The sequence below is a fragment of the Sphingomonas montanisoli genome, from assembly GCF_008274695.1.
Lineage (GTDB): Bacteria > Pseudomonadota > Alphaproteobacteria > Sphingomonadales > Sphingomonadaceae > Rhizorhabdus > Rhizorhabdus montanisoli.
The window spans coordinates 646,605-667,746 of record NZ_VTOU01000002.1 but is presented as its reverse complement, the minus strand read 5'-3'; the positions used below and the strand labels follow the sequence as shown (position 1 = coordinate 667,746).

At 65.3% G+C, this 21,142-nt stretch carries 24 protein-coding genes; 9 read left to right on the top strand and 15 right to left on the bottom strand.

Going from position 1 to position 21,142, the window contains the following annotated elements; translation table 11 throughout:
• Positions 1 to 211 precede the first annotated feature (211 nt).
• The 3 genes from FYJ91_RS09020 to FYJ91_RS09010 all read right to left on the bottom strand — a co-directional run bounded on the left by FYJ91_RS09020 (position 212) and on the right by FYJ91_RS09010 (position 1,911).
• Positions 212 to 478, bottom strand: a complete 267-nt coding sequence (locus tag FYJ91_RS09020; protein ID WP_149521919.1) for a hypothetical protein — start codon at positions 476 to 478, stop codon at positions 212 to 214.
• A 39-nt stretch (positions 479 to 517) separates the two neighbouring features.
• On the bottom strand, positions 518 to 1,516 hold the full coding sequence (locus tag FYJ91_RS09015; RefSeq protein ID WP_149522334.1) for a cysteine synthase A: 999 nt from the start codon (positions 1,514 to 1,516) through the stop codon (positions 518 to 520).
• Between the two features lie 140 nt (positions 1,517 to 1,656).
• Positions 1,657 to 1,911: a hypothetical protein gene (locus tag FYJ91_RS09010; RefSeq protein ID WP_149521918.1), complete on the bottom strand. Its 255-nt coding sequence runs from the start codon at positions 1,909 to 1,911 to the stop codon at positions 1,657 to 1,659.
• Between the two features lie 63 nt (positions 1,912 to 1,974).
• Here FYJ91_RS09010 and FYJ91_RS09005 point away from each other — a divergent pair, with 63 nt between their 5' ends.
• The 3 genes from FYJ91_RS09005 to FYJ91_RS08995 all read left to right on the top strand — a co-directional run bounded on the left by FYJ91_RS09005 (position 1,975) and on the right by FYJ91_RS08995 (position 3,211).
• Entirely contained in the window at positions 1,975 to 2,232 is a 258-nt protein-coding gene (locus FYJ91_RS09005) for a hypothetical protein (protein ID WP_149521917.1), read from the top strand.
• Positions 2,229 to 2,732 (top strand): DNA-deoxyinosine glycosylase, encoded by a 504-nt coding sequence (locus tag FYJ91_RS09000; RefSeq protein ID WP_149521916.1) that lies wholly within the window; start codon positions 2,229 to 2,231, stop codon positions 2,730 to 2,732. Before FYJ91_RS09005 ends, FYJ91_RS09000 begins: the two co-directional genes overlap by 4 nt.
• Before the next feature lie 92 nt (positions 2,733 to 2,824).
• A complete protein-coding gene (locus tag FYJ91_RS08995) occupies positions 2,825 to 3,211 on the top strand; it encodes a hypothetical protein (RefSeq protein ID WP_149521915.1) in 387 nt (128 codons plus the stop codon).
• Positions 3,212 to 3,278: 67 nt separating this feature from the next.
• Here FYJ91_RS08995 and FYJ91_RS08990 read toward each other — a convergent pair whose 3' ends face one another.
• Positions 3,279 to 4,430: an acetyltransferase domain-containing protein gene (locus tag FYJ91_RS08990; protein ID WP_149521914.1), complete on the bottom strand. Its 1,152-nt coding sequence runs from the start codon at positions 4,428 to 4,430 to the stop codon at positions 3,279 to 3,281.
• 103 nt (positions 4,431 to 4,533) lie between these two features.
• Between FYJ91_RS08990 and FYJ91_RS08985 the strand changes: the two genes are divergently transcribed.
• Entirely contained in the window at positions 4,534 to 6,606 is a 2,073-nt protein-coding gene (locus tag FYJ91_RS08985) for a TonB-dependent siderophore receptor (protein ID WP_246152541.1), read from the top strand.
• A gap of 1 nt (position 6,607) precedes the next feature.
• Here the strand turns inward: FYJ91_RS08985 and FYJ91_RS08980 are convergent, their stop codons facing one another.
• The 8 genes from FYJ91_RS08980 to FYJ91_RS08945 all read right to left on the bottom strand — a co-directional run bounded on the left by FYJ91_RS08980 (position 6,608) and on the right by FYJ91_RS08945 (position 14,708).
• Positions 6,608 to 7,075, bottom strand: coding sequence for a VOC family protein (locus FYJ91_RS08980; RefSeq protein WP_149521913.1), 468 nt, complete (start codon positions 7,073 to 7,075; stop codon positions 6,608 to 6,610).
• 37 nt (positions 7,076 to 7,112) lie between these two features.
• Complete coding sequence (budC, locus tag FYJ91_RS08975; RefSeq protein ID WP_149521912.1) at positions 7,113 to 7,892, bottom strand: meso-2,3-butanediol dehydrogenase; 780 nt, start codon at positions 7,890 to 7,892, stop codon at positions 7,113 to 7,115.
• Between the two features lie 43 nt (positions 7,893 to 7,935).
• The gene (locus FYJ91_RS08970; RefSeq protein ID WP_181008418.1) at positions 7,936 to 8,343 is read right to left on the bottom strand and encodes a VOC family protein; all 408 of its coding nucleotides are present in this window, start codon (positions 8,341 to 8,343) and stop codon (positions 7,936 to 7,938) included.
• Positions 8,344 to 8,389: 46 nt separating this feature from the next.
• Positions 8,390 to 10,594: an acyl-CoA dehydrogenase family protein gene (locus FYJ91_RS08965; protein ID WP_149521910.1), complete on the bottom strand. Its 2,205-nt coding sequence runs from the start codon at positions 10,592 to 10,594 to the stop codon at positions 8,390 to 8,392.
• Positions 10,591 to 12,102, bottom strand: a complete 1,512-nt coding sequence (locus FYJ91_RS08960; RefSeq protein ID WP_149521909.1) for an AMP-binding protein — start codon at positions 12,100 to 12,102, stop codon at positions 10,591 to 10,593. The genes FYJ91_RS08965 and FYJ91_RS08960 overlap by 4 nt, the downstream gene beginning before the upstream one ends.
• Before the next feature lie 2 nt (positions 12,103 to 12,104).
• Positions 12,105 to 12,518, bottom strand: a complete 414-nt coding sequence (locus FYJ91_RS08955; RefSeq protein WP_149521908.1) for a Zn-ribbon domain-containing OB-fold protein — start codon at positions 12,516 to 12,518, stop codon at positions 12,105 to 12,107.
• A 14-nt stretch (positions 12,519 to 12,532) separates the two neighbouring features.
• Complete coding sequence (locus tag FYJ91_RS08950) at positions 12,533 to 13,696, bottom strand: thiolase family protein (RefSeq protein WP_149521907.1); 1,164 nt, start codon at positions 13,694 to 13,696, stop codon at positions 12,533 to 12,535.
• Positions 13,697 to 13,805: 109 nt separating this feature from the next.
• Positions 13,806 to 14,708, bottom strand: coding sequence for an acyl-CoA thioesterase (locus FYJ91_RS08945; protein ID WP_181008417.1), 903 nt, complete (start codon positions 14,706 to 14,708; stop codon positions 13,806 to 13,808).
• 166 nt (positions 14,709 to 14,874) lie between these two features.
• Between FYJ91_RS08945 and FYJ91_RS08940 the strand changes: the two genes are divergently transcribed.
• The 4 genes from FYJ91_RS08940 to FYJ91_RS08925 are packed head-to-tail and all read left to right on the top strand — an operon-like array spanning position 14,875 to position 17,738.
• Positions 14,875 to 15,720 (top strand): SDR family NAD(P)-dependent oxidoreductase, encoded by an 846-nt coding sequence (locus tag FYJ91_RS08940; RefSeq protein ID WP_181008416.1) that lies wholly within the window; start codon positions 14,875 to 14,877, stop codon positions 15,718 to 15,720.
• A gap of 13 nt (positions 15,721 to 15,733) precedes the next feature.
• The gene (locus tag FYJ91_RS08935) at positions 15,734 to 16,558 is read left to right on the top strand and encodes an SDR family NAD(P)-dependent oxidoreductase (protein ID WP_149521904.1); all 825 of its coding nucleotides are present in this window, start codon (positions 15,734 to 15,736) and stop codon (positions 16,556 to 16,558) included.
• 2 nt (positions 16,559 to 16,560) lie between these two features.
• Entirely contained in the window at positions 16,561 to 17,049 is a 489-nt protein-coding gene (locus FYJ91_RS08930; protein ID WP_181008415.1) for a nuclear transport factor 2 family protein, read from the top strand.
• Positions 17,050 to 17,051: 2 nt separating this feature from the next.
• On the top strand, positions 17,052 to 17,738 hold the full coding sequence (locus FYJ91_RS08925) for a hypothetical protein (protein ID WP_149521902.1): 687 nt from the start codon (positions 17,052 to 17,054) through the stop codon (positions 17,736 to 17,738).
• Positions 17,739 to 17,787: 49 nt separating this feature from the next.
• On the opposite strand, the gene FYJ91_RS08920 is transcribed toward FYJ91_RS08925, so the two are convergent.
• The 3 genes from FYJ91_RS08920 to FYJ91_RS08910 are packed head-to-tail and all read right to left on the bottom strand — an operon-like array spanning position 17,788 to position 20,016.
• Positions 17,788 to 18,645 carry an alpha/beta fold hydrolase gene (locus FYJ91_RS08920; RefSeq protein ID WP_149521901.1) on the bottom strand — a complete coding sequence of 286 codons (858 nt, stop codon included), beginning with the start codon at positions 18,643 to 18,645 and terminating at the stop codon, positions 17,788 to 17,790.
• A gap of 15 nt (positions 18,646 to 18,660) precedes the next feature.
• The gene (locus FYJ91_RS08915; RefSeq protein WP_149521900.1) at positions 18,661 to 19,518 is read right to left on the bottom strand and encodes a hypothetical protein; all 858 of its coding nucleotides are present in this window, start codon (positions 19,516 to 19,518) and stop codon (positions 18,661 to 18,663) included.
• Positions 19,519 to 19,545: 27 nt separating this feature from the next.
• On the bottom strand, positions 19,546 to 20,016 hold the full coding sequence (locus FYJ91_RS08910) for a nuclear transport factor 2 family protein (protein ID WP_181008414.1): 471 nt from the start codon (positions 20,014 to 20,016) through the stop codon (positions 19,546 to 19,548).
• Between the two features lie 122 nt (positions 20,017 to 20,138).
• Between FYJ91_RS08910 and FYJ91_RS08905 the strand changes: the two genes are divergently transcribed.
• Positions 20,139 to 21,128 carry a LysR family transcriptional regulator gene (locus tag FYJ91_RS08905; RefSeq protein WP_181008413.1) on the top strand — a complete coding sequence of 330 codons (990 nt, stop codon included), beginning with the start codon at positions 20,139 to 20,141 and terminating at the stop codon, positions 21,126 to 21,128.
• Positions 21,129 to 21,142: the final 14 nt, after the last annotated feature.

The window sequence follows — 21,142 nt, the reverse complement described above, 5'->3', positions numbered from 1 at the left end:
CGATTGGGGATAATTCGGGAAAGCACGGGTGATCGCGGAGATCGGGAAAGGCCGATTCCGGGCGTATGGAGCGGGCATTTCACGACCCTTGAGCCTGTGGATAACTATGTGTGCAAAGCTGCGGGCACATGCTGGACAGCCGCGACGGCAAGTGTGAATCATTTTCCCCGCAATGCCAATTCAGCCCGGCAGAGCGGGCGAATCGGAACCGTCAGCGCGCGGCGGGGTCCGGCTTGGGCGGCGGCGGCGCGCTTTCGGTGGTCGTGGGCTGACCGCCCGGCGCGACGCCGAGTTCGGCGAGCGGATCCTTCGGGGCTTCGGCGGCGGCGGCTTCGTTGTTCAGGACGGCGCCATTGTCCGCCTGCTCCGCGTCGCGGGTGCGGAAACCGACGACGGCAGCCGCGAACAGCACCACGAGCAGCACGACGGCCAGCCCGGTGATTCCTATTCTGATGCGTTGCGTGTGATCGTCGGCCACGCGCGTAATGTCGGATAGCGCGCGGCCGTCGTCAACGGCTTACCGCCGCAACATCTCCGGCACCGGAAGCCCCTTGGCCTCCAGCCAGGCGGGGTTGAACAGCGACGAGAGGTAGCGCATCCCGCTGTCGCACAGCATCGTCACCACCGTCTTGCCCGGCCCCAGTTCCTTCGCCAGCTTGATCGCGCCGGCGACGTTGATGCCGGACGACAGGCCGACGCACATCCCTTCACGCTCCAGCAGGCCAAAGACCTGCTCCAGCCCCTCCTCGTCCGAAACGCGGAACTGGGTGTCGATCGGCGCGCCATCGAGATTGGCGGTGATGCGGCTTTGGCCGATCCCCTCGGCGACGCTGTTGCCCTCGGCCTTCAATTCGCCATGGGCGTAGAAATTGTAGAGCGCGGCGCCATGCGGATCGGTGAGGCCGATCACGACATTCTCGTTAAATTCCTTGAGGCCCAACCCGACGCCGGCGATCGTGCCGCCGGTGCCCGCCGCGCAGGTGAAACCGTCGACCTTGCCGCCAGTCTGCGCCCAGATTTCGGGGGCGGTGGTACGGATATGGGCAAGGCGGTTGGCGGTGTTGTCGAACTGGTTGGCCCAGAGCGCCCCCTCCATCTCCTCGGCGATGCGACGCGAGGTGTGGACGTAATGCGCGGGGTTCGAATAAGCGGTCGGCGCGACCAGGACGAGTTCGGCGCCCAGCGCGCGCAACGTATCCTGCTTCTCGCGGCTTTGCGTGTCGGTCATCACGATCACGGTCTTGTAACCCCGCGCATTGCCGACGAGCGCGAGGCCGATGCCGGTATTACCCGCGGTCCCCTCGACGATCGTACCGCCAGGCTTGAGCAGCCCCCGCGCCTCCGCATCGGCGATTATCGCGAGCGCGGCGCGATCCTTGACCGATCCGCCGGGGTTCATGAACTCGCACTTGGCGAGGATATCGCAACCGGTCGCCTCGCTCGGTCCCTTCAGGCGGACGAGCGGGGTGTTACCGATCAGGGCCAGCGCGTCGCCGGCAAAACTGTCTAGAGCCATGCGTCGGAGATAGCGGAGGCGGAACGGACTTGCCAACATAGCTTCTCTTGGGACGCGCGGAGCGATGTTACCGTGAAAGCCACAATGGTCGTGGCTTTCGTGGCCTTAGTAGCTTTCGCCATTGCAAAGAGCCGGCACCCTTACGGGCGCAGAAAGCCGATCCCGAAAGCCGCAGGCGGCAGGAAAGCAGGATCGATGACGGCGATTGGGGTGTCGGGCAGGATATCGGGGCGACGGCCGCCGCGGCGGAAGCTCCGGCGACAAGGCATTGCACGCTTGCCCAGTCGCGGCGCGCCGAAATCGAGCACGCGGACGATCACACCCCCGCCGCACTGTGCAGCAGCGCGGCGACCGAGGAAGGCGGACAGGATCAGCAGGACCAGCGCACGGAGCATCTCGCCCGACTAGAACATAAAGAGAACATTGTCAAGAGGCATCATAGCTGGCACGGTCCGCCAATGGACGACGATCGCTATCGCGGAGCCTTCACCCTCGGCGGCGGCCTGGGCTGCCTCGCCGCCCTCGCCTTCTTCTTCACGATCGGCAGCGCGATCCTGTTCGGAATGCTGTGGGGATGCGCCCATCACGCCGTCCCCGACCCCGCGCCGTGCGGCCGGGCACGGTTGCCGATCACCTTGGGACTGGTGCTGCTGGCCACCATCGGCGTGTGGTGGATCGTGCGTGCGATCATAAACTGGGCCCTGCGCGACCGATGACCCGCAAAGCCAGCTTCCCGCCGATCGTCGATGCGCGCACGCGCGTGCTGCTGCTTGGCAGCCTGCCGGGCGAGGCCTCACTGAAGGCGGAGCGTTATTATGCGCATCCGCAGAACCAGTTCTGGAAACTGGTGGGCGGCGCGATCGGGGTCGATCTGCACGCGATGGATTACAACGCACGGCTCGCGGCGTTGCGCGCGGCGCATGTGGGCGTGTGGGACGTCGTGGCCGATGCGGTGCGCGCAGGTAGCCTTGATGGCGCGATCAAGGATCATCGCGGCAACGACCTGACCGGGCTGATCGATCGCCTGCCCGCGCTGCGTGCCATCGGTTTCAACGGCGGGACTGCAGCGCGAATCGGGCGAAAATTGCTCGCCGGAGCGACGCATCCGCCGCTGATCGACCTTCCATCGTCGAGCCCCGCCTTTACCAAACCCCTTTCGGAAAAGCAGCACGCGTGGAGCGCGGTAAGTTTTTGGCTCGGTGCAGCGAAAATCTGAATGCTTATTACGCAATTGGCCGATTCTTGGGCGTAATGCGACGTCTGGCCTCTTGACGCAGCGCACACAAGAAACGCAAACACAGCCCCGCTATGCAGATCAAGCTCACACTTTCCGCCGTCGCGCTGGGCGCATCGCTGCTCCTCGCTGCCTGCAACTCCAAGCCCGAGACCGTCGTCGCCGGCGATATCCCCGATCCGGATGCCGCCAAGCTGAACGCCGCCGCTCCGGTCGAGCTGCCGCCGTCCATCGTCAGCAGCCATGCCTATCGCTGCAAGGACAACAGCCTGGTCGACGTGTCGTTCTTCAACAACAACACCGCCACGCTGAAAACCGCCAAGGAAGGCCCCACCACGACGCTGACCGCGCCGGCCGATGGTCAGCCCTACGTCGCCGAGGGCGGTTACGCCATCAAGGGCAACGGTTCGACGATCGAGCTGACCGCACCCGGCAAGGGCACGCTGAGCTGCAAGGCCTAAGCCTTCGCTCCATCCCATTTCGAAGGCCGGCGGGGCGACCCGCCGGCCTTTTTCTTTGTCCCTCTGCCTAGAGATAGCGCATCCACCAGGCGTCGCTGGCGCGCTTCGCCGCCCCGAAGCGTCGGCAGGCGAACCAGCATGGCAGCGCCACCATCACAGCCAGCAGCCAGATAGCACCCACGGATGGGACGCTGACCGGCCCGTCGCGCCCCAGCATCATCCCCACGCCCCGGTTGAGCGCATGCAGGACGTAGAGGTGCAGGATGTAGAAGAATAAGGGGGCCGACCCGAACACTGCCAGCGCCGTGGGCAGGCGCCCCCTCATCGCCTCCAGCGCCACCAGAAGCCAGGTGCCGATGCCCAGCGTAAGGAGCAGGAGGTCGAGCGACGGCGGATATTTGGTGAGGTTCACGAAGCTCATAGTCGTAAGCAGCGCCGTGTCGCCTGCCGCCCAGGGCAACGGCTCGCCATAGATGTTGATCGAGCGCAGCAGCACGAAGCCGAGCAGCATGACCGATCCGGTCGCCATCAGTCGCTGGCGGCGCAAGGCAGGTGCCACGGCGCGCGCGAACCAGGGGCCGACCGCATAGCCCAGCGCCATCACCCCGATCCACGGCAGCAGCGGATAGGAGGTGCGTGCCTGTCCGCCCCACGGCAGATCGATCAGGCCGCGATCGTGAAGGATAGACCAGATCACATGCCCCGGCTCACCGGGCGCGATCGCGATCGGATCGAGAAGGTTATGGCCCGCCACGATAATCACCCCGACCGCGATCAATGCAGACCGCGGCAGATGCACCAGCCCCGCCAGCGCGATCATCGACAATCCGATCGCCCAGATCACCTGCAGGAAGATCACAGGCGGCGTCGGATCGAACGTCCAGGCGAAGTTCACGGCCGTCCATTCCAGGACCACCAGAAACAGCCCGCGCTTCAGAAGAAAGCCCGAAGCCGCCCCAGCGCCGCCGCGCGGCGCGGCATAGAGCCAGGCCGCCAATCCGGTGAGCGCGACGAAGACAGGCGCACACAGATGCGCGGCGAGACGGGTAAAAAACAGCGACGGGGCGGTCGCTTCCACATCCATCGGATCGCTTACCTGCGCGTGAATGAAGAAGAATTCGCGCGTGTGATCGACGAGCATCAACAGCATCACGAGCCCGCGCAGCGCATCGATCGAGCCGATGCGGGAGCGAGAGGCCGACGCGGGCGAAACAGGCATGACAGCATCGGCGCTGTCCGCGCGGCGACCATGAGCGAGGGTTGACAGAGTGGGTCTCCTTCGGTCAGTGGCGATGATACATCATCACAGATAAGGCAAGAGCTTGTTCCGCGAACCCGTCGCGATGGCGCTGCTGTCGCCCATGCTGCTGTGCGCCGATCCCGCGCTTGCCCAATCCGCACTGCCGGTCCCCACCACCGACGACGACGCGGACGAAATCGTGGTGCTGGGCACACGCGCCACGCACCGCGATACGACGATCGCGTCAGATGTCGCGACCAGGCGGATGTCGCAATCGAGCCGATCGATCGAACGCGATCTGATCGTCGCGGCGGGTGCCTATCGCCTGTCCGATGCGCTCGAACTGGTCAGCGGCATCAGCAACCAGAACAATCGCGGCGGCGTGATGGACAATTTTGCGATCCGCGGCTTCCTGGGCACGCCGGATGGCGGCGCCGAATATTATGTCGACGGTTTCCTGGCCAATCGCGGCATGGGGCCGCCGCGCGATCCCGCAACGGCCGAACGGATCGAGCTGCTCAAAGGCCCGGCCGGCGCCTTGTTCGGCGATATCGACCCGGCAGGCCGCGTCAACATCGTGACCAAGACGCCGGCGTTCACGCCCGCCGCCAGCGCGACGCTGACCTACGGATCGTTCGACACGCGACGGATCGAGCTGGATGCCACCGGGCCGTTATCATCCACGATCGCCGCCAGGATCGTGATCGCGGCGGAGGATTCGGATGGATGGCGCGACCTCGTCTCGCTGAAGCGGCGGGTGGTGTCGCCATCGATCAGCTGGCACCCCAGCGACGCCGTGCGGCTGACATATGTCGGCGAGTTCAATCGGTTCGACACGCCGTTCGATCGGGGCGTCCCTGCCATCAACGGCGATGCCAACGGGGCGAAGCGCACCACCTTCTACGGCGAGCCCGCAGATGGGACGACGCGCTTTCGCAACGAGAGACACCAGCTGACGACGACGGTGGATCTGGGCAGCGGATGGGCGATCAACAGCGGCCTCGCGTGGCGCACTGGCACGTTGAAGGGCTTTTCCTCCGATCAGTCGCGCCTGGTGGGCCGCGCTTTGTGGCGCCAGCGTCGATCGCGCGACTTCTCGGTCGACGACCTTTCGGCGCGGCTGGAAGTGTCGGGCCGAATCGGCGCCCACCGCATCGCCGTCGGTGCCAAGGGATATCGGCTCGACTATGGCGAGCGGTGGATGCGGCGCAACCCGACCGCAGACGCGACCTATGCGATCGACGTGTTCGCGCCGGTCTATGGCGCCGCGCCGCCGGTGCTGTTGCCGTTCACCAACAATGACGAGAAACGCTGGTCCGGCACGCTATACGCGCAGGACATGTGGGCGGCGACCGACCGCCTCACCCTGTCGGGTGCGGTGCGGCTGGATGCCTATCGCCAGCGCATCCGCAACAATCGCACCGGCCGGATCGGAAAAGCGATCGACGAGCCCGTGACCTTCCGGGTCGGCGGCCGATATCAGGTCAACGATGTCATCGCCGTCCACGCCAACTGGGGCGAAAATTTCGTGCTCAATTCAGGCACCGATCGCAATGGAGAGGGCTTCGAGCCCGAAACCGGCAAGGGGTATGAGGCCGGCATAGCGCTGCGTCGCGGCGGCATCGATGTGGCGATCACATGGTTCGACATCCGCAAGCAGGGCATCCTGACCAACGATCCGACGGACGCGAACTTCCTCGCGCCCGTCGGCCGGCTGCGCAGCCGGGGGATCGAGGCGGATGCGTCGGTGAAGATCACACCGCACTGGCAGATCATCGCCAATTATGCCTGGACCCACGCGCGCGCCGACGATGCCAGCTTCGCCACCGACCGCGTCCTCAACGTGCCGGCGCACAACGGCGCGCTGTTCGCCGTGGGCCGGTTCCTCGACGATAGCGGGCGCGGCGTGTCGCTGAGCGGCGGGCTCACCTATGTCGGCGATCGGGCCGGTGCGATCGATGCGAGCGGGCTGATCCTGCCCGGCTATGTAAAAGCCAAGGCCGCCTTGGAATATGCCTTTTCCCGGCAGCTAAGCCTGCGGGTCGAAGCCGACAATCTGTTCGACAGACGTTACGCGCAGAGTTCGTACAGCCCGCTGTGGATATATCCCGGGCAGCCGAGGACCATCCGCATATCCGCGCGCATGACCCTTTGACCTAGGCGAACTGCTCCGCAAACGCCTTCATCCGCCGGCCCATCTCGTCGGGCGTGACATCTTCGACATGGGTGGCGAGCATCCATTTGTGGCCGAAGGGATCGACCACGCCGCCCATCCGGTCGCCCCAAAACTGGTCGGTCAGGGGCTTATCCTCGGTGCAGCCGGCGTCGATCGCCCGCTTGAACGCGGCGTCGACGTCGTCGAGATAGAGCATCAGGCTGCCTGATGCGCCGCCCAGCGTCTTGGGGCCGCAGATCTTCATCTCCGGAAACTCGTCCGCCAGCATGATGATCGCGTTGCCGATGCGGATTTCGGCATGGCCGACGCGGTCGCCCATCTGCATCCGCATGATTTCGACCGCGCCGAACGCCTCGCCGTAAAATTCGATCGCGGCCGCCGCGCCATCGACCGTGAGATAGGGGGTTATGCTGGTATAGCCTTCGGGTGGATTCTTGACCGCCGACATCCTCATCCTCCTGCGACTCGCGTGGGACGGGGCCAGTTTAGCGGCTATAGGCCTGGGTCAGGAAGCCGACGATATCGGGCTGGCCAGTATGCGCCGTGAGGCCGCCGTCGACCGCGATATTCTGCCCCGTGAGATAGGCGGCGTCATCGCTGGCGACGAAGGCGATGACCTTGGCGATCTCCTCGGCCTTGCCGACGCGGCGCATCGGCGTGACGCGGCCGAATTCGGCGAGCAATTCGGCCGGCATATGCGCCATCAGCGGGGTATCGATCGGGCCCGGGCTGACCGCGTTCACGCGCACGCCCTGCGCGGCATAATCGATCGCGAGATTCCTGGTGAGGCCAAGAACACCGGCCTTCGCGCTGTTATAAGCGGTGAAGCCATAGTCCGCGCCCATGCCCGAAATCGACGCGGTGGTGACGATATTACCCTTCGCCTCGATCAGGTGCGGGAGCGCCTTGCGGCTGGCCAGGAACACCGCGTCGAGATCGATCGCCATCACCTTGCGCCACATCGCCGGATCGAGATCGGCCGCCTTGCCCAGCGCACCGATGCCGGCATTGTTGACGAGGATATCGAGCCTGCCGAACGTCGCGATGCAGGCGTCGACCATCGCCTCCGCCTGCGCGCCGTCGGAAAGGTCGGCGACATGGCCCGTGGCCTTGCCGCCCAGTTCGGTGACGAAGGCGTCGAGCCTATCGGCGGCGATATCCACTGCGAAGATCGTCGCACCCTCGGCCGCCATCAGCCGCGCCGTCGCGGCGCCGATGCCGCTCGCCGCGCCCGTGACCAGAGCCACCTTGTCCTTGAACCGCATCGCCCTCTCCCCTTTTTCCGATTTGCCTTCGGATAACCGGGAATCAGAGGTCGCGGAAGTTCATTTCGAGCATGATGCCGTTGGGATCGATCGCGAACAGCTGGAGCATGTTGATCGACGGAATCGCATTTTCGCTGACCTCGAGTCCGGCCGCTTCCAGCCGGCGGCGCATGTCGGGCGCATCGGTGCACGCGATCGCGACATGGTGCACCGCGCCGCTGCCCGAAGCCGGCGTGAAGGGATGGACGCTGTCGCTCGGATAATTGAGTTCGGGGCTGCCGACATGGATGATCGGGCGCTTGGCGGTGTCGAGCACCCAGCCCGATCGTGTGATATCGTTGGCGCCGGGGGCCGGAACCACCTCCATCCCCAGCACGTCGCGATAGAAAGCGAGCGTGCCGGCGATGTCGGTCGTCCGGACGTTGACGTGATCGAGCGCGGCAACGGGCATAGTCCTGATCCTCTCCCATGCGCGCCGATTTTCCGGCTGCGCGACGTTAACGGCTGCGCGGTAGGCCCAGCTCCTTTTCCGCAACCTGGCTGCGCTGCACTTCGCTGGTGCCGCCATAGATGGTGGTGGCGGCGGCATGGCGGTGGAGCAATTCCAGCTCGCCTGTGCCGTGCTTGCCCAGCCATTGGGTGTCGGGCGCGGCGAGATCGAGCAAGTCGTGCCCGTCGCGCAGGAACAGTTCGGACGAGAACAGCTTCGACATCGGGCCGGAACCGCGATCGTTCGGATCCTTTTCCTGCTGCCACAGCGCACGCATCACGGTGAGCCGCGACAGTTCGACATGGGTCGCGGACTCGGCGAGCCGTTCGACGATGCGATCATTTTCGAGCGCGGGGCGACCATGACGGGTGGCCGACTTCGCCCAGGCGACCGCCTCCGCATAGAGACGCTTGTGCGGGCCGAAGAAGCCGTAGCCGCCCTGTTCGAGCGCGAGCGCATAGCCGAGAACTTCGGTGCCGCCGTTGATCGGCCCGAGACGGTGATCGTCGTTGATCCGCACGTCGGTGTAGAAGGTGGCGTTGGTCCGCTCCTCCTGGAAGGTGAAGACCGGGTGGATCTCGACGCCCTTGTCGTCGAGCGGCACGAGGAACATCGTGATGCCCGCATGCTTGGGCGCATCGGGATCGGTGCGGGTGAGCAACATCACCCAGCTGGCGAGGTTCGCGCCGCTGGTGAACATCTTCTGCCCGTTGATGATCCAATCGTCGCCGTCGCGAACCGCCTTGGTCTTGGCGGCGAAGATATCCGATCCCGAATGCGGCTCCGAATAGCCGAGGCTGACGAGCTTCTCGCCGCTGGCGAGCCTGGGCAGGATTTCGGCCTTCGCCCAGTCCGACCCATAACGCATGATCGCCGAGCCAATGAAGTTGGTGACGTTCTGCGCATGCGCGGTGACGCCGAGTTCGTCCCACACGTCGAGACCGGCGAGCGAATCGAAATGGCTGAGGCCCATGCCGCCATTTTCGACCGGCCAGTCAGGGAAGAGCAGCCGTTCCTTGCCCATCGCGATGTTGAGCGCATCGTCGTGGCCGTCGAACGAATAATGCGACTTGGCATGCCATTCGGGCGTCAGATGCTTTTCGAAGAATTCGTAGAGCTTGGCGCGCAGCGCCTTGCCTTCCTCGCTCCATTCGAAATCGATCTGAATCGGGCCGGCTTCGGGCAGCGGCACCTGACCATCGGCGAACAGGCGCTTGCCCGCTACCAGCAGTTCATCGCGCGGATCGCCGAACTGGAGCGCGATCCCCTTGGCGCGGCGATGATAAAGCTGGATGTCATATTCGTTGGTTAGGCCGTAGCCGCCGAAGGTGTGGAGCGCGCGGGCCACCGCGTCGCCCGATGCCTTGGCCGCCCACCAGAAGGCCATCGAGATCGTCGCGGCGGCTTCGGGATCGCGATCGGCGACCTTGCGAACCGCCGACCAGACCAGCAACTTGGCACCGACCATGTCGGCATGCCGATCCGCAAGCGGATGCGCGACGCCCTGGAACGAACCGATCAGACGATCGAACTGCTTGCGCTCCCGCGCATATTCGGCCGCCATTTCGATCGCGCGGCTACCAAGGCCCGAGAGGAAGGCGGCGGTGAGCAGCTTCCATTCCTCGACCGCGGCGAGATAGGCGCGGCGGGCGGCGTCGCCCTTCGCGACCACGATCGCCGCCGGGCCGTCACCGTCGAGAACCATCGTCGCGATCGGCAGGCTGCCATGGTTCGGAGCGGCGCTGTTCGCGGGTTCGATCGTCGCGAGGCGGACCTCGTCGCCGACGAGGTGGAGAACGCCGCTGGCGACGGCGCCGCCGGGGATGAGCTGTGCAACGCCCTTTTCGGTCGGGGCGGTCGCCAGGGTGACGACCGTGTCGCCCGCGACGACCTCACCCACCAGCGCATCCTGCCCACCGAGCTGCGCGAGCAGACGTGCTGCGACGATGACCTCGACGATCGGCGCGGAGGCCAGCGTGCGACCCGCTTCTTCCAGGATCAGCGCGACGTCGAACAGACCGAAGTCGGCGTCACCGCCCTCGCCCGGCAGGCGCATCCCCAGCGCGCCGAGTTCGCCGAGCCCCTTGAGCAGCGCCGGATCGTGGCCCAGCGCCTCGACGGCGCGGACGCGCGCGATCGGTGACTCATCCTCGAAGAAACGACGGAACGTCTCGACGAGCATCGTCTGTTCGTCGGTGAGCGCGAGGTTCATGCGGCAGCCTCTTCCTTCTTATCTGCGAACATGGCGCGCACCGCGCCCAGATCGACCTTGAGCGATTGGGTGCGCGGCATCCGATCGATGAAACGCACGATCGCGGGAACATTGGTAGAAGGGAGCTTGCCGCGCACAATCTGCTGCAACTCCTCCTCCGTGGGGGCGGAGGCCCCCTCCTTCAGCTCGATCACCGCGGCCGGCACCTGGCCAAGGCGCGGATCGGGCGCGCCGACGACGCAGGCGACCGCGACCGAGGGATGCTCCAGCAACGCGGCCTCGATCGGCCCCGGCATCATCTTGAACCCGCCCCGGCTGATCGCGCCATCGGCACGGCCGCGAATGAACAGGAAGTCGTCTTCGTCGATCACGACGATGTCGGTGGTGCGGATCCAGTCGGGGCCGACATAGGGGACCAGGACTTCGAGCAGCCCTTCCTCGTTGGGGCCGAGAACCTTCGTCGGATCGTTCTGATCGACGACGCGCAGCTTGACGCGCGGATCGGCGCGGCCGGCGGTGCCGAACTTCGTCTCGCCAAAACGCTTGTGAAGATCGGCGGTCATATAGGCGGCGGCGCCGGCGAATTCGGTCGCGCCATAGGAGTAGAGGATCGGCACGCCGAACCTTTTTTCGAAGGCGCGCCAAAGGCCATGATCGAGCCCGGTCATCCCCATGCTGATATAGCCGACCCCCGCCAGCGCATCGTCGGGCAAGTCGCTGTCGAGCAGGGTGCGCACGCCCGCCGCCGGCAGGATCATCGCGGCCGGCTTGTAGGTCTGCGCGAAATCGAGCCATTCGGGCAGGTTGAAGCGCGAGAGAAGGCGGACCTTGCGCCGCGCGACGGCATAGGGGACGAGCGAGTAGATGCCCGAGATGTTCGAGAAGGGAAATTGGACAATGCCCGGCGGCAAAGTCTGCCCGTCGACGGCGCCGGCATCGAGCATATTGCCCTCGATGATCGCGGCGTAGATCGTGCTGTAGCGGGTCGGCTGGCGCTTGGGCGCGCCGGTCGTGCCGCTCGACAGCAGCTCGACCACCGGCTCGCCAGTGCTTTCACGCAGATGCGAGCGATCGGCGGTGAGCGAGCCTTGAAGATGGCGCACCGGTTCGGGATCGAGCGCGTCGGCGATGCCGATCGCGATCGCGCCTTCGGGCAAAGCCGCGAGCATTTCGGGCGCCCAGGCATCGAGCGCGGCGATATAGGCCGGCGCATTGAGCTTCACCATGTCGGACGCGATCACCGCCGGCGCCTGGAAGCCGTAGATCATCGAGATCGTCCGCCGCCCCGCGAACAGGCCGAGAAGGGTCGCGGCGAAGGCGGGCGTGCTTTCGGGGATGAAGGCGACGGGGGTGCAGGGGCCGATCCCGGCCTCGTCGAGCAGCCCGTTCACGGCGTCGGCAACGCGCTTCATGTCGCCCCAGCGGACGACCTGATCCTTATATTCGATCGCGATCCCGTCCGGATCGCCTTCGAACGCCGTGGCGACGACCGTGTCGAGGCTTGCCACCGTCAAGCCGCCTTGAAGCGCCAGATCGAGATATCCTCGTCGGCGATATCCTCGAACACCACCTGCATCCGCATGCCGACCTTCAGATCCTCATGCGGGGTATCGACGATGTTGCCGAGCATGACGATCGAACGCGGGCGTTCGTCCAGTTCGACCAATGCGGTGACGTAGGGCGACGGGAAGCCCGGAGGACCACGGCTGACGATCGACCAGGTCATCAGCGTGCCGTAGCCGCTGGCCGGGGTCCAAACCTGATCTTCCGACAGGCAGGTGCGGCAGCCCGGATAGGGTATCCAGTTCCAGTCGCCGCAATTGTTGCACTTGGGGATGACCAGCCGATGTTCGGCCGCGGCTTCCCAGAAGGGTTCGGTGCCGGGCGACTTGGCAGGCAGCGGGCGGAGATAGGGTTCGCTCATCTCTTCGATCCTTCTCAGTCGGCAGCCATGATCGCGACACCGGCGAGGCCGTGGACGGCCCAGCCCTGCGCCAGCGTCAGCCCGATCTTCGCATCGGGCACCTGGCGTTCGCCGCATTCGCCACGCAGCTGCTTGACGACCTCGATCGTGTGCATGCCGCTGGGGTTGCCGTTGTGGCTGTGGCTCAACAGGCCGCCATCGGTGTTGGACGGCATCTTGCCGCCCAGCCGCAGATGGCCCGCCTTGATATAGTCCGCCCCCTCGCCGAGCTTGCAGAAGCCCAGTTCCTCAAGGTCGCGCGCGACCGTGACGGGGAAACAGTCGTAGAGGCCGGCGACATCGATCTCGTCATGCGTGATGCCGCTATTCTCGAATGCCATCTCGCCGACGCGGCGCACGGCCGCCCCCTCGTTCGAAATCCACGGCGAGGTGATCGTGCGATAGCTGTCAGTATAGGTCGCTTCCGCGCCGCCCAGAACCCAGATCGGCTTCTTCTTGCAATCGCGGGCGATATCCTCGGCCGCGACCACGATCGCATAGCCGCCGTCATTGTCGAGCGGGCATTCGAGCAGGTGGAGCGGATCGGCGATCGGGCGCGAGTTCATCACGTCGTCGACGGTGATCTCGCCGCGCTTGCCCATGATCGAGGCGGGGTTGAGCGTTGCATGGTAGCGGGCGATCACCGAATATTCGGCCAGATCCTCCTGCCGGACGTTGAACTGGTGCATGTAAGCGCGGGTCCACATCGCGTACCACACCGACATATAGGCACCGTGGACCATATAGTCCCAGTCGTCGACGCGCGGCGCCTTGTCGTGGCGCTTCTGCGCGCCCGGACCGTTGCCGTTATTGGCGTTGCCGAAATAGATCACGCAGACCTTGCACAGCCCGGCATCGATCGCCGCTGCCGCCTTGGCGACCGCGCCCGCGCCCGAACCGACATCAAGATAGGTGATCGGCTTGCCGCCCAGCTGCTCGGTCCACGCCATGTGGAGGTTCAGCGGCGTGACATAGGCCATCGGGATCAGGCCATCGACCTGATCGGGCCGCAGCCCGGCATCGTCGAGAGCGCCCTTGATCGCCTCCAGTTCGAGCGACCAGGCGGTGCGCGGAAGCCCCCTGCCCTGTTCCGTCAGGTAAACCCCGACGACCGCGGCCTTGCGCGACGGAAATGCCATTCAGAAAGCTCCCAACTGGCGCGGCTCCAGGCCTTGCGCAAATCTATCTCGAACCTTCCCATTGGAAGGGGCGGCTATTGCGTCAAACGCAAACCGCGCATCACTTTGATTACGGAAAGGCATCGCCCGCCTTTCGGGTCAACCGCACCACGCCTTCCTGCGTGAAAGTCGCTACCAGCGCCCCGGCGCGATCGTAGAACGACCCGCGCACGAAGGCGCGACCGCCCTGCGCCGACACCAGTTCGGTCGAACAGAGCAGCCAGTCGTTCAGGTCGAAATCGCGGTGAAACCACATCGCGTGATCGAGGCTGACGACCGAAAGGTTGCCGTTCGACCAGCCGAACCCGAAGGGAAGCAGAGCCACCTCCAGCGCCGGATAGTCGCTGATATAAGCGAGCGCGGCGCGATGGAGCATCGGATCATCGCCCAGCGGCTCCTGCGACCGCACCCACAGGCGCTGAACGCCCGGCCGCGGTGGCCCGCCGGGATAGGGATCGATCCAGCGCGGCTCGAACCCCGTCGGGCGCAGTGCAGTGGTGATCAGATAAGCGGGATCGCTGGTGTCGGTCGGGGCGCCGGCGCGGGTGGTCGGCAGATCTTCGGGTGCCGGCGCGGCGACGGCTTCGAGCGCCTGATGCTCCAGACCCTCCTCGGGCCGCTGGAACGACGCCGACAGCGAGAATATCTCGCGCCCGTTCTGGAAGGCGCGGGCGCGCCGGATCGAATAGCTGGCGCCGTCCTTGACGCGATCGACCTCGAAATCGATCAGCGAGGCAACGTCGCCGCGCAGCCCGAAATATGCGTGGAGCGAATGGGCGACCTGCGGCCCTTCCACCGTGTTCGACGCGGCCAGCAGCGCCTGCGCCATCAACTGCCCGCCATAGACGCGCGGCCGGGTCTGCGAGTTGCGGCCGATGAAACGGTCCTTGCCCGCCAGCTCCAACGACAACGCCGTCCGAAGTCCGCTGGGCGCGTCCCCGCGCTCGCCGCTGCTCTGAGTCTCTCCCAACATAGAGTTTACTCTATTGAGGAAGGATCGCCGCCGCGCAATGGCGGAAAATGAAACGCGATATGCAACAGCCGCATCGATCGGCCGCGATAATAGCATTTGCTACATCGATCGCTCGTGCGACTATTTTGCGTACAGACCGGTACGGCCGGCGGCGAGAGGAGGCTGGATGAGCGCGAAGGCATTGGCTGGACAGGTCGCGCTGATCACCGGCGGTAGCGGATCGATCGGCAGTGCGACGGCGAAGGCGCTCGCCGCCGATGGCGCCGCGATCCTGCTGATGGCGCGCGACGCCGGCAATCTCGATGCGACGATCGCCGAACTACGCGGCCAGGGCGCGACGGTCGACGGATTCGTCGGCGATGCGGGCAACGAGGCCGACGTGAAGGCGGCGGTCGCCGCCGCGGTCGCGCTCGGCGGGCGGCTCGACATCGTCGTGGCGACCGTGGGCGGCGGGGGTGGCTGGCGCCCCTTCATGTCCTACGAGGCCGAGGAATTCCGCGCGATCGTCGAGCGCAATGTGATGACCACCTTCCTCGCGATCCGCCACGGTGCTGCGCGGATGGAGCATGGCGGATCGATCATCTGCCTGTCGGCCACATCGACCCAACAGGTCGTCCCCTATCTCGCCGCCGCCGCGACCGCCAAGTCGGGAGTCGAGGCGCTGATGCGCGCGGCGGCCGAGGAGCTTTCGCCCGCCAACATCCGCGTCAATGCGGTGCGCCCGGGCCTGATCCCCGGCGGCAATACCGGGCGACTGATGGCGCCCGACATGCTCGAACGCGGCAAGGCGCAGATCCCATTGGCGAAGCCTACCGGCCGCGTCGGCAAGCCCGAGGATGTGGCGGCGGCGATCCGTTTCCTTGCGGGGCCGGAATCGTCGTGGATCACCGGGCAGAGCTTCGCGATCGACGGCGGGCAGGAACTGCGCAAGGCCGCCGACTACGAACCCATCGTTCGCGAACAGCATGACGAAGAGGCGTTCCGCATCTTCGGCCATCGCGGCGCCATATAAGAGAGGAATGAGCATGGACCTGCATCTTACGGGCAAGACCGCGATCATCACCGGCGGCAGTGGAGGGATCGGCTACGGCCTGGTGATGGAGTTCGCCCGCGAAGGTGCGAATGTCGTCAACGCCAGCCGCAACGCGGTGTTCGGTGAGGAGATCGCCAAGCGCGCCGCCGAGCAGGGCCTGCCCGGCAAGGTGATCGCGGTAGCGACCGACGTGACCGATCGTGCCTCGGTCGACGCGATGGTCCGTCGCGCCAACGAAGAGTTCGGCCCGGTCGACATCCTCGTCAACAATGCGGGCGGCATCGCGACGCGCGGCGGCTTCGAGGAGATATTGGCGGAGGATCGCGCCAAGGAAATCCGGCTCAACATCGACGGCGTCACCAACTGCATCCAGGCGGTGAGCCACGACATGCTGTCGCGGGGCACCGGATCGATCGTCAACATCTCGTCGCTGGCCGCGCTTGACGGACAGGCCGGCTATAACAGCGTCCATTATGGGTCGGTGAAGGGCTTCGTGCAGTCGCTCAGCCGCACGCTCGCCTACGAATGGGGCCCGAAGGGCGTGCGCGTGAACGACATCGCACCAGGCTGGACCGTGCCCTACGACCTGACCGACGTCGGCGAAGGCAGCGCGTGGAAGCGGATCGCGCTGCGTACGCCAGCCGAGATGGAGCAGGATCTGAAGGACGGAAAGCTGCGCAACACCCCAGAAATCCCGGTCGGACGATTGGGTCGACCCGAGGATATCGCCAAGATGGCATGTTTCCTCGCCTCCGATGTCGCGGGCTACATCACCGGGCAGTGCGTCGCGGTGTGCGGCGGCGTGTGGCAGAACTGACGATGTCGGAAGATCGCATCGCCCGCCTGGAGGCCGAAGTTCGCGAATTGCGCGACCAGCTCGAAATCCGCGAGATCCTCGCCAAATACGGCTTCACCGCCGACATGGGCCATTCCCGCGCTTATGCGGAATTGTTCACCGAGGACGGGGTCTATGATCTCGACGACGGCTGGACGATCGAGGGGCGCGATGCGCTGGCAGCGATGATCGAGGATCCGAACGGCCTGCATAAGCGCGAGATCGAGAATCGGTCGCAGCATGTGCCGACCAACATCCTCGTCCGCGTCGATGGCGACACCGCCTGGTCGGAAAGCTATTCGCAGGTGGTCGTCGGCACGCCCGATGGCGGATATCGTGTGATGACGGCCGGCTACAACCGCTTCGACTACGCCCGTGTCGACGACCGCTGGCTGATCAAGCGCCGCCTGCGTCGCGCGGTCGGCGGGCCCGAATGGGGCGGTGAGACGATCAGGCGTTTTCAGGAAGGATGAGCATGTCGGGTTTTGGTGTCGTTACCTTCTATCACCCGGGCGACGCGGGCTTCGACGCCTGGCTGGCGGGCGAGCATCTGGCCGCAATGCGAACGCTGCCGGGCTTCGTCCGCATCCTGCCGTTCCGGATCGCCAAGCACCAGATCCTGAAGGATCAGCCGCAGCCGTGGCAGGGTGTGCTGATCCACGAATTCACCGAAGGGCCGACCGCCGAGCAGATGGCGGCGATCACCCACAGCTTCGAACAATCGCCCGTGCTCGACGGCGGATCGATGCGGTCGCTCCATGTGTTCGACTGGCTTGCCGACTGGCGGCGTCAGCCCGGCACGTCGAGCGCCGTGACCCACCTGACCCTCGTCATGGCCAATGCCAATAAGGGGCAGGATGCCGAATATAATGCCTGGTACGAAGATCATCACATCGCCGACACGCTGACTGTGCCCGGCAATGTCGCGATGCGCCGGGGCAAGCTGTCCGATCGGCAGATCGCCGCGGATAACCAGCACCCCGCCGGCTATGTCGTGATGGTCGCAATGCAGACCGACGATGTCGTCGCCATCACCGGCGAAACGGGGCTGCGCAGCGTCGGCAAGAGCGAGAGCGGCTATGTCTTCAACCCGCGCTCGCCGGCCGTATCCGACGACCGGACGATCCACGTTCTGGAAGCGACGGGGGCGGAACTGCGCTGACCTGATCGATCCTCCCCCGCCGGGGGAGGATCGGAACGCCATTTCGCCCTCAGTGGCTGTCGAGGAAGTCGAACAGCACCTTGTGGAAAGCGTCGGGGGTCTCGATGTGGGCGCAATGCCCGACATCGGGCATCTCGATCGCGGTTGCCGACGGGATCTGTTCGGCCAGTTCATGGGCGAAACCGCGCGGCTTGAGCTTGTCCTCCGCCCCGGCGATCAACAGCATCGGCGTCTTGACCGCATCGTAGCTCATCTGGTTGCGGGTCGCGCGCTCATAGGCGGATTCGCGCACGATGTTCGGCGCGTGCAGGCGGGCCGCAGCGCTGCATTCCCACGCACCGGGGATGATCGAGCTTTCGAAGCGACGCTCGATATAGGCTTCGTCCTCATACCAGACCTTGTCGTGGAACAGCGCCCACAGGACGCGCTTCATCGACGGGACCGTACAGTCATAGTCGGTGAGCGCCGCGCGCGCCTCGTTCGCGGGCACCGCGCCGCCGCCACTGATCGCCACGAAGCTGCTGGCCGGGATGAGCGGCTGCGCATTCGCGACGTCGCGGATCAGGAAGTTCGCGCCCATCGAATTGCCGACGAACGGCACGTTGGCGAGGCCGAGCTGACGGCAGAAATTGGCGATGTGCTGAATCTTGAAGACGACGAAATCGTTGAAATCGTGCACCTTCGCGGTCGCGCCGAAGCCCACGAAATCGGGCGCATAAACGTGATATTTCTCGGCCAGCGCCGCGAAATTATACTCCCAGCTCAGTTCCGCGCTCGCGCCGAACTCACCGCTGTGGAGCAGCACCAGCGGCAGCCCCTCACCCGCTTCCCAATAGCGGGTTTCGAGACCATCGACGTGGATGACGTGCGATCGCGCATCATGTTTTGCAGGTGTGGGCACAGACATGCTTGGCGCTCCGCCTTAGAAATTGACCGGCTTCTGATTGGGATCGGGCTCATGATCCATTGAGATCGAATGGCCGCGGTCGAGCGGATTGCTCTTGGCGCCGACGAGGACGCGGCCATCATAGGTGACGCCCCGCGCCGCCGCCTCGGCGCGCCATTCGAGCGCCTCCTTGTCGGTGCGGCGGGCATCTTCATAGGCCGGCCAGTCGGCGAACTTGGGCAGCGCCCAGATCATCAGCCCCTGATCGTCGTTGGTGAACAGGGTGCGGTATGATCCGACGAACTTCAGGCCCAGCCGCTCGGCGATCGGCACATAGCTTTCGAGATGGCCGAGATGATCGTCGATCATGCCGGGCGGCGTATTGATGTGGTAGTGAAGATAGGCCTCACCCTTCACGCCATTCGCGTAGAGTTCTTCCATCGTCGGGCTGTAGGCGGTCGAGCACATCAGCCGGTCCATGCCCTGCGTGTCGGTGACGCCCTCTGCAGCACCGCCCCAGGCGAAGGCCCAGATGTCGCCCGCGCCGTCATCCGAATGGAAGTGCGACCAGGCGCCGGCGAGGCCATCGAACATCGCCGCCTTGTTCGGCCATTCCCACATGATCACGCCTTCGGCCCAGCGGTGGCTCATGCCGATCGTGCCCCACACGCCGAAGGCGCGGTTCGTGCCCGCGACCGAGCCCGTCGCATCCGCCCAGTGCGAGAAATGATCGAGATAGGCGCGGCGATGCTTGACCGAGATGTCGAGCAGTTCGTGGCAGTAGATGCGTTCCTCGCGCGTGTGGGTCGCGGGCTTCAGAAGCGCCTCACGATCGATCGCGCCGCCAACCTCGTAGCTGCCGGGCTTGCGGGTAGGTTCATAGGGATGGGACATCGGGCAATCCTCTGTTTGACACGGCTCTTATCGGCCGGTCGGCTCCATCTGAGCATAATTGGCGGGCCGCTCTTCATAGACCGGCTGGAACAGGAACATGGTGCGCTTGGCGAAAAACCACTTGCCGTCGATCCGCACGCATTCGTCGAAATATTCGCAAACCAGCGCGCCGAAGCCCGGCGCCATCGGGGTCTGCATGAGACACCAGCCCTTGGCCGTATCGCCATCGACCTTGATGATCTCGTTGCTGATCAGCGGAAGGACCGCACCGATCTTGCCGATCTGCGGGGCCAGGAAATCGCCCAGCGCCTTGTTGCCGTTGATGATGCCGCGGCCCTTGCCCGCGCCCATCGGGCCATCGAACACGCAATCTTCGGTGAAGAGGCTGGCGACGCCATAGGCGTTGCCGCTGGAGGCGAAGCGGGCATAGGCCGATCGCAGCTCGCTGATCTTCGCGCGCGATTCAATCGCGTCGATCCGGTCTTCCAAGGTCGCCAAGGCTGCTCTCCCAATTCTGCTTATGCGCCTTTATGTGTAGTCAGCGCACCGATGCACATGCATACCCTCTTTGCGGTATCTCACGCCGACGGGTAAAACCTATCACTCTATATGTGGAGAGAATGCCCCAACCTGCGGAGCGCGACTGGCAGGACGCCGGGGATACGCGCGTGATCGAGCCCGTCGCTGCGCCAGATCCGACGCCGCCGACCCCGCCGTTGCGCCATGTGATCCTGCGCCATCTTCCCTATTTCCTGGTCGTCGCGCAGGAACAGCATTTCCACCGCGCCGCCACGATCCTGAACGTCACCCAATCGGCGCTGTCGCGGCGTATCCAGGCGCTGGAGGGCGAACTGGGCGTCGTCCTCTTCAACCGGGGCCAGCGCGGCGTGACGCTGACCGAGGCGGGACGGATCTTCTACGAGGAATCGAAGCCGATCCTGAGCGAGTTCGAGCGCGCGGTCGGCCGGGTGCGCGCGGTGGTGCGCGGCGAGGAAGGCCGGCTGCGCATCGCGATCAACGAAGGCGCGGTGCGATCGCCGGCCGTTTCGAACGCGCTGCGCGACTATCGGCGCCTTCTGCCGCGCGTGAAGCTGGACATCATGCCGATGCTGACGTCGGAGCAGCTCGACGGGCTGCGCAACCAGTCGATCGATCTCGGCATCCTCTACGATCTTGCCGGCATCGACCTGCCTGAAGCGCAGTTCGTGCATCACCTGATCGAAGAAGAGCCGATGGTGCTCGCGCTCCCGTTCGATCATCCGCTCACGGCGCGCAACGACCTGCGGATCGAGGATCTGGCCAACGAACCGCTGACCTGGCCGTCGCGCGATCGCGGGCGTTACCTGCACGACGCGATGATCGCCGCCTTCCAGGCATCGGGCTTGTCGCCGATCATGTCGATGGAGGTTCTGACCGCCGAAACGACCGTCAACCTGGCCGCAGCGGGCCTGGGCATGGGTTTCGTCGGGCAGCGCCAGCATGTGCCGCCAACGGTGGCACTCAAGCCCGTACAGGGGTTCGACGTCGCGCTGAAACTGCAATTGGTCTGGCAGCGCACCAACCGACTGCCCAGCCTGCGCCCCCTGCTGGAACTGATGGGCGCGGCCTGAACCGCAAATACGAT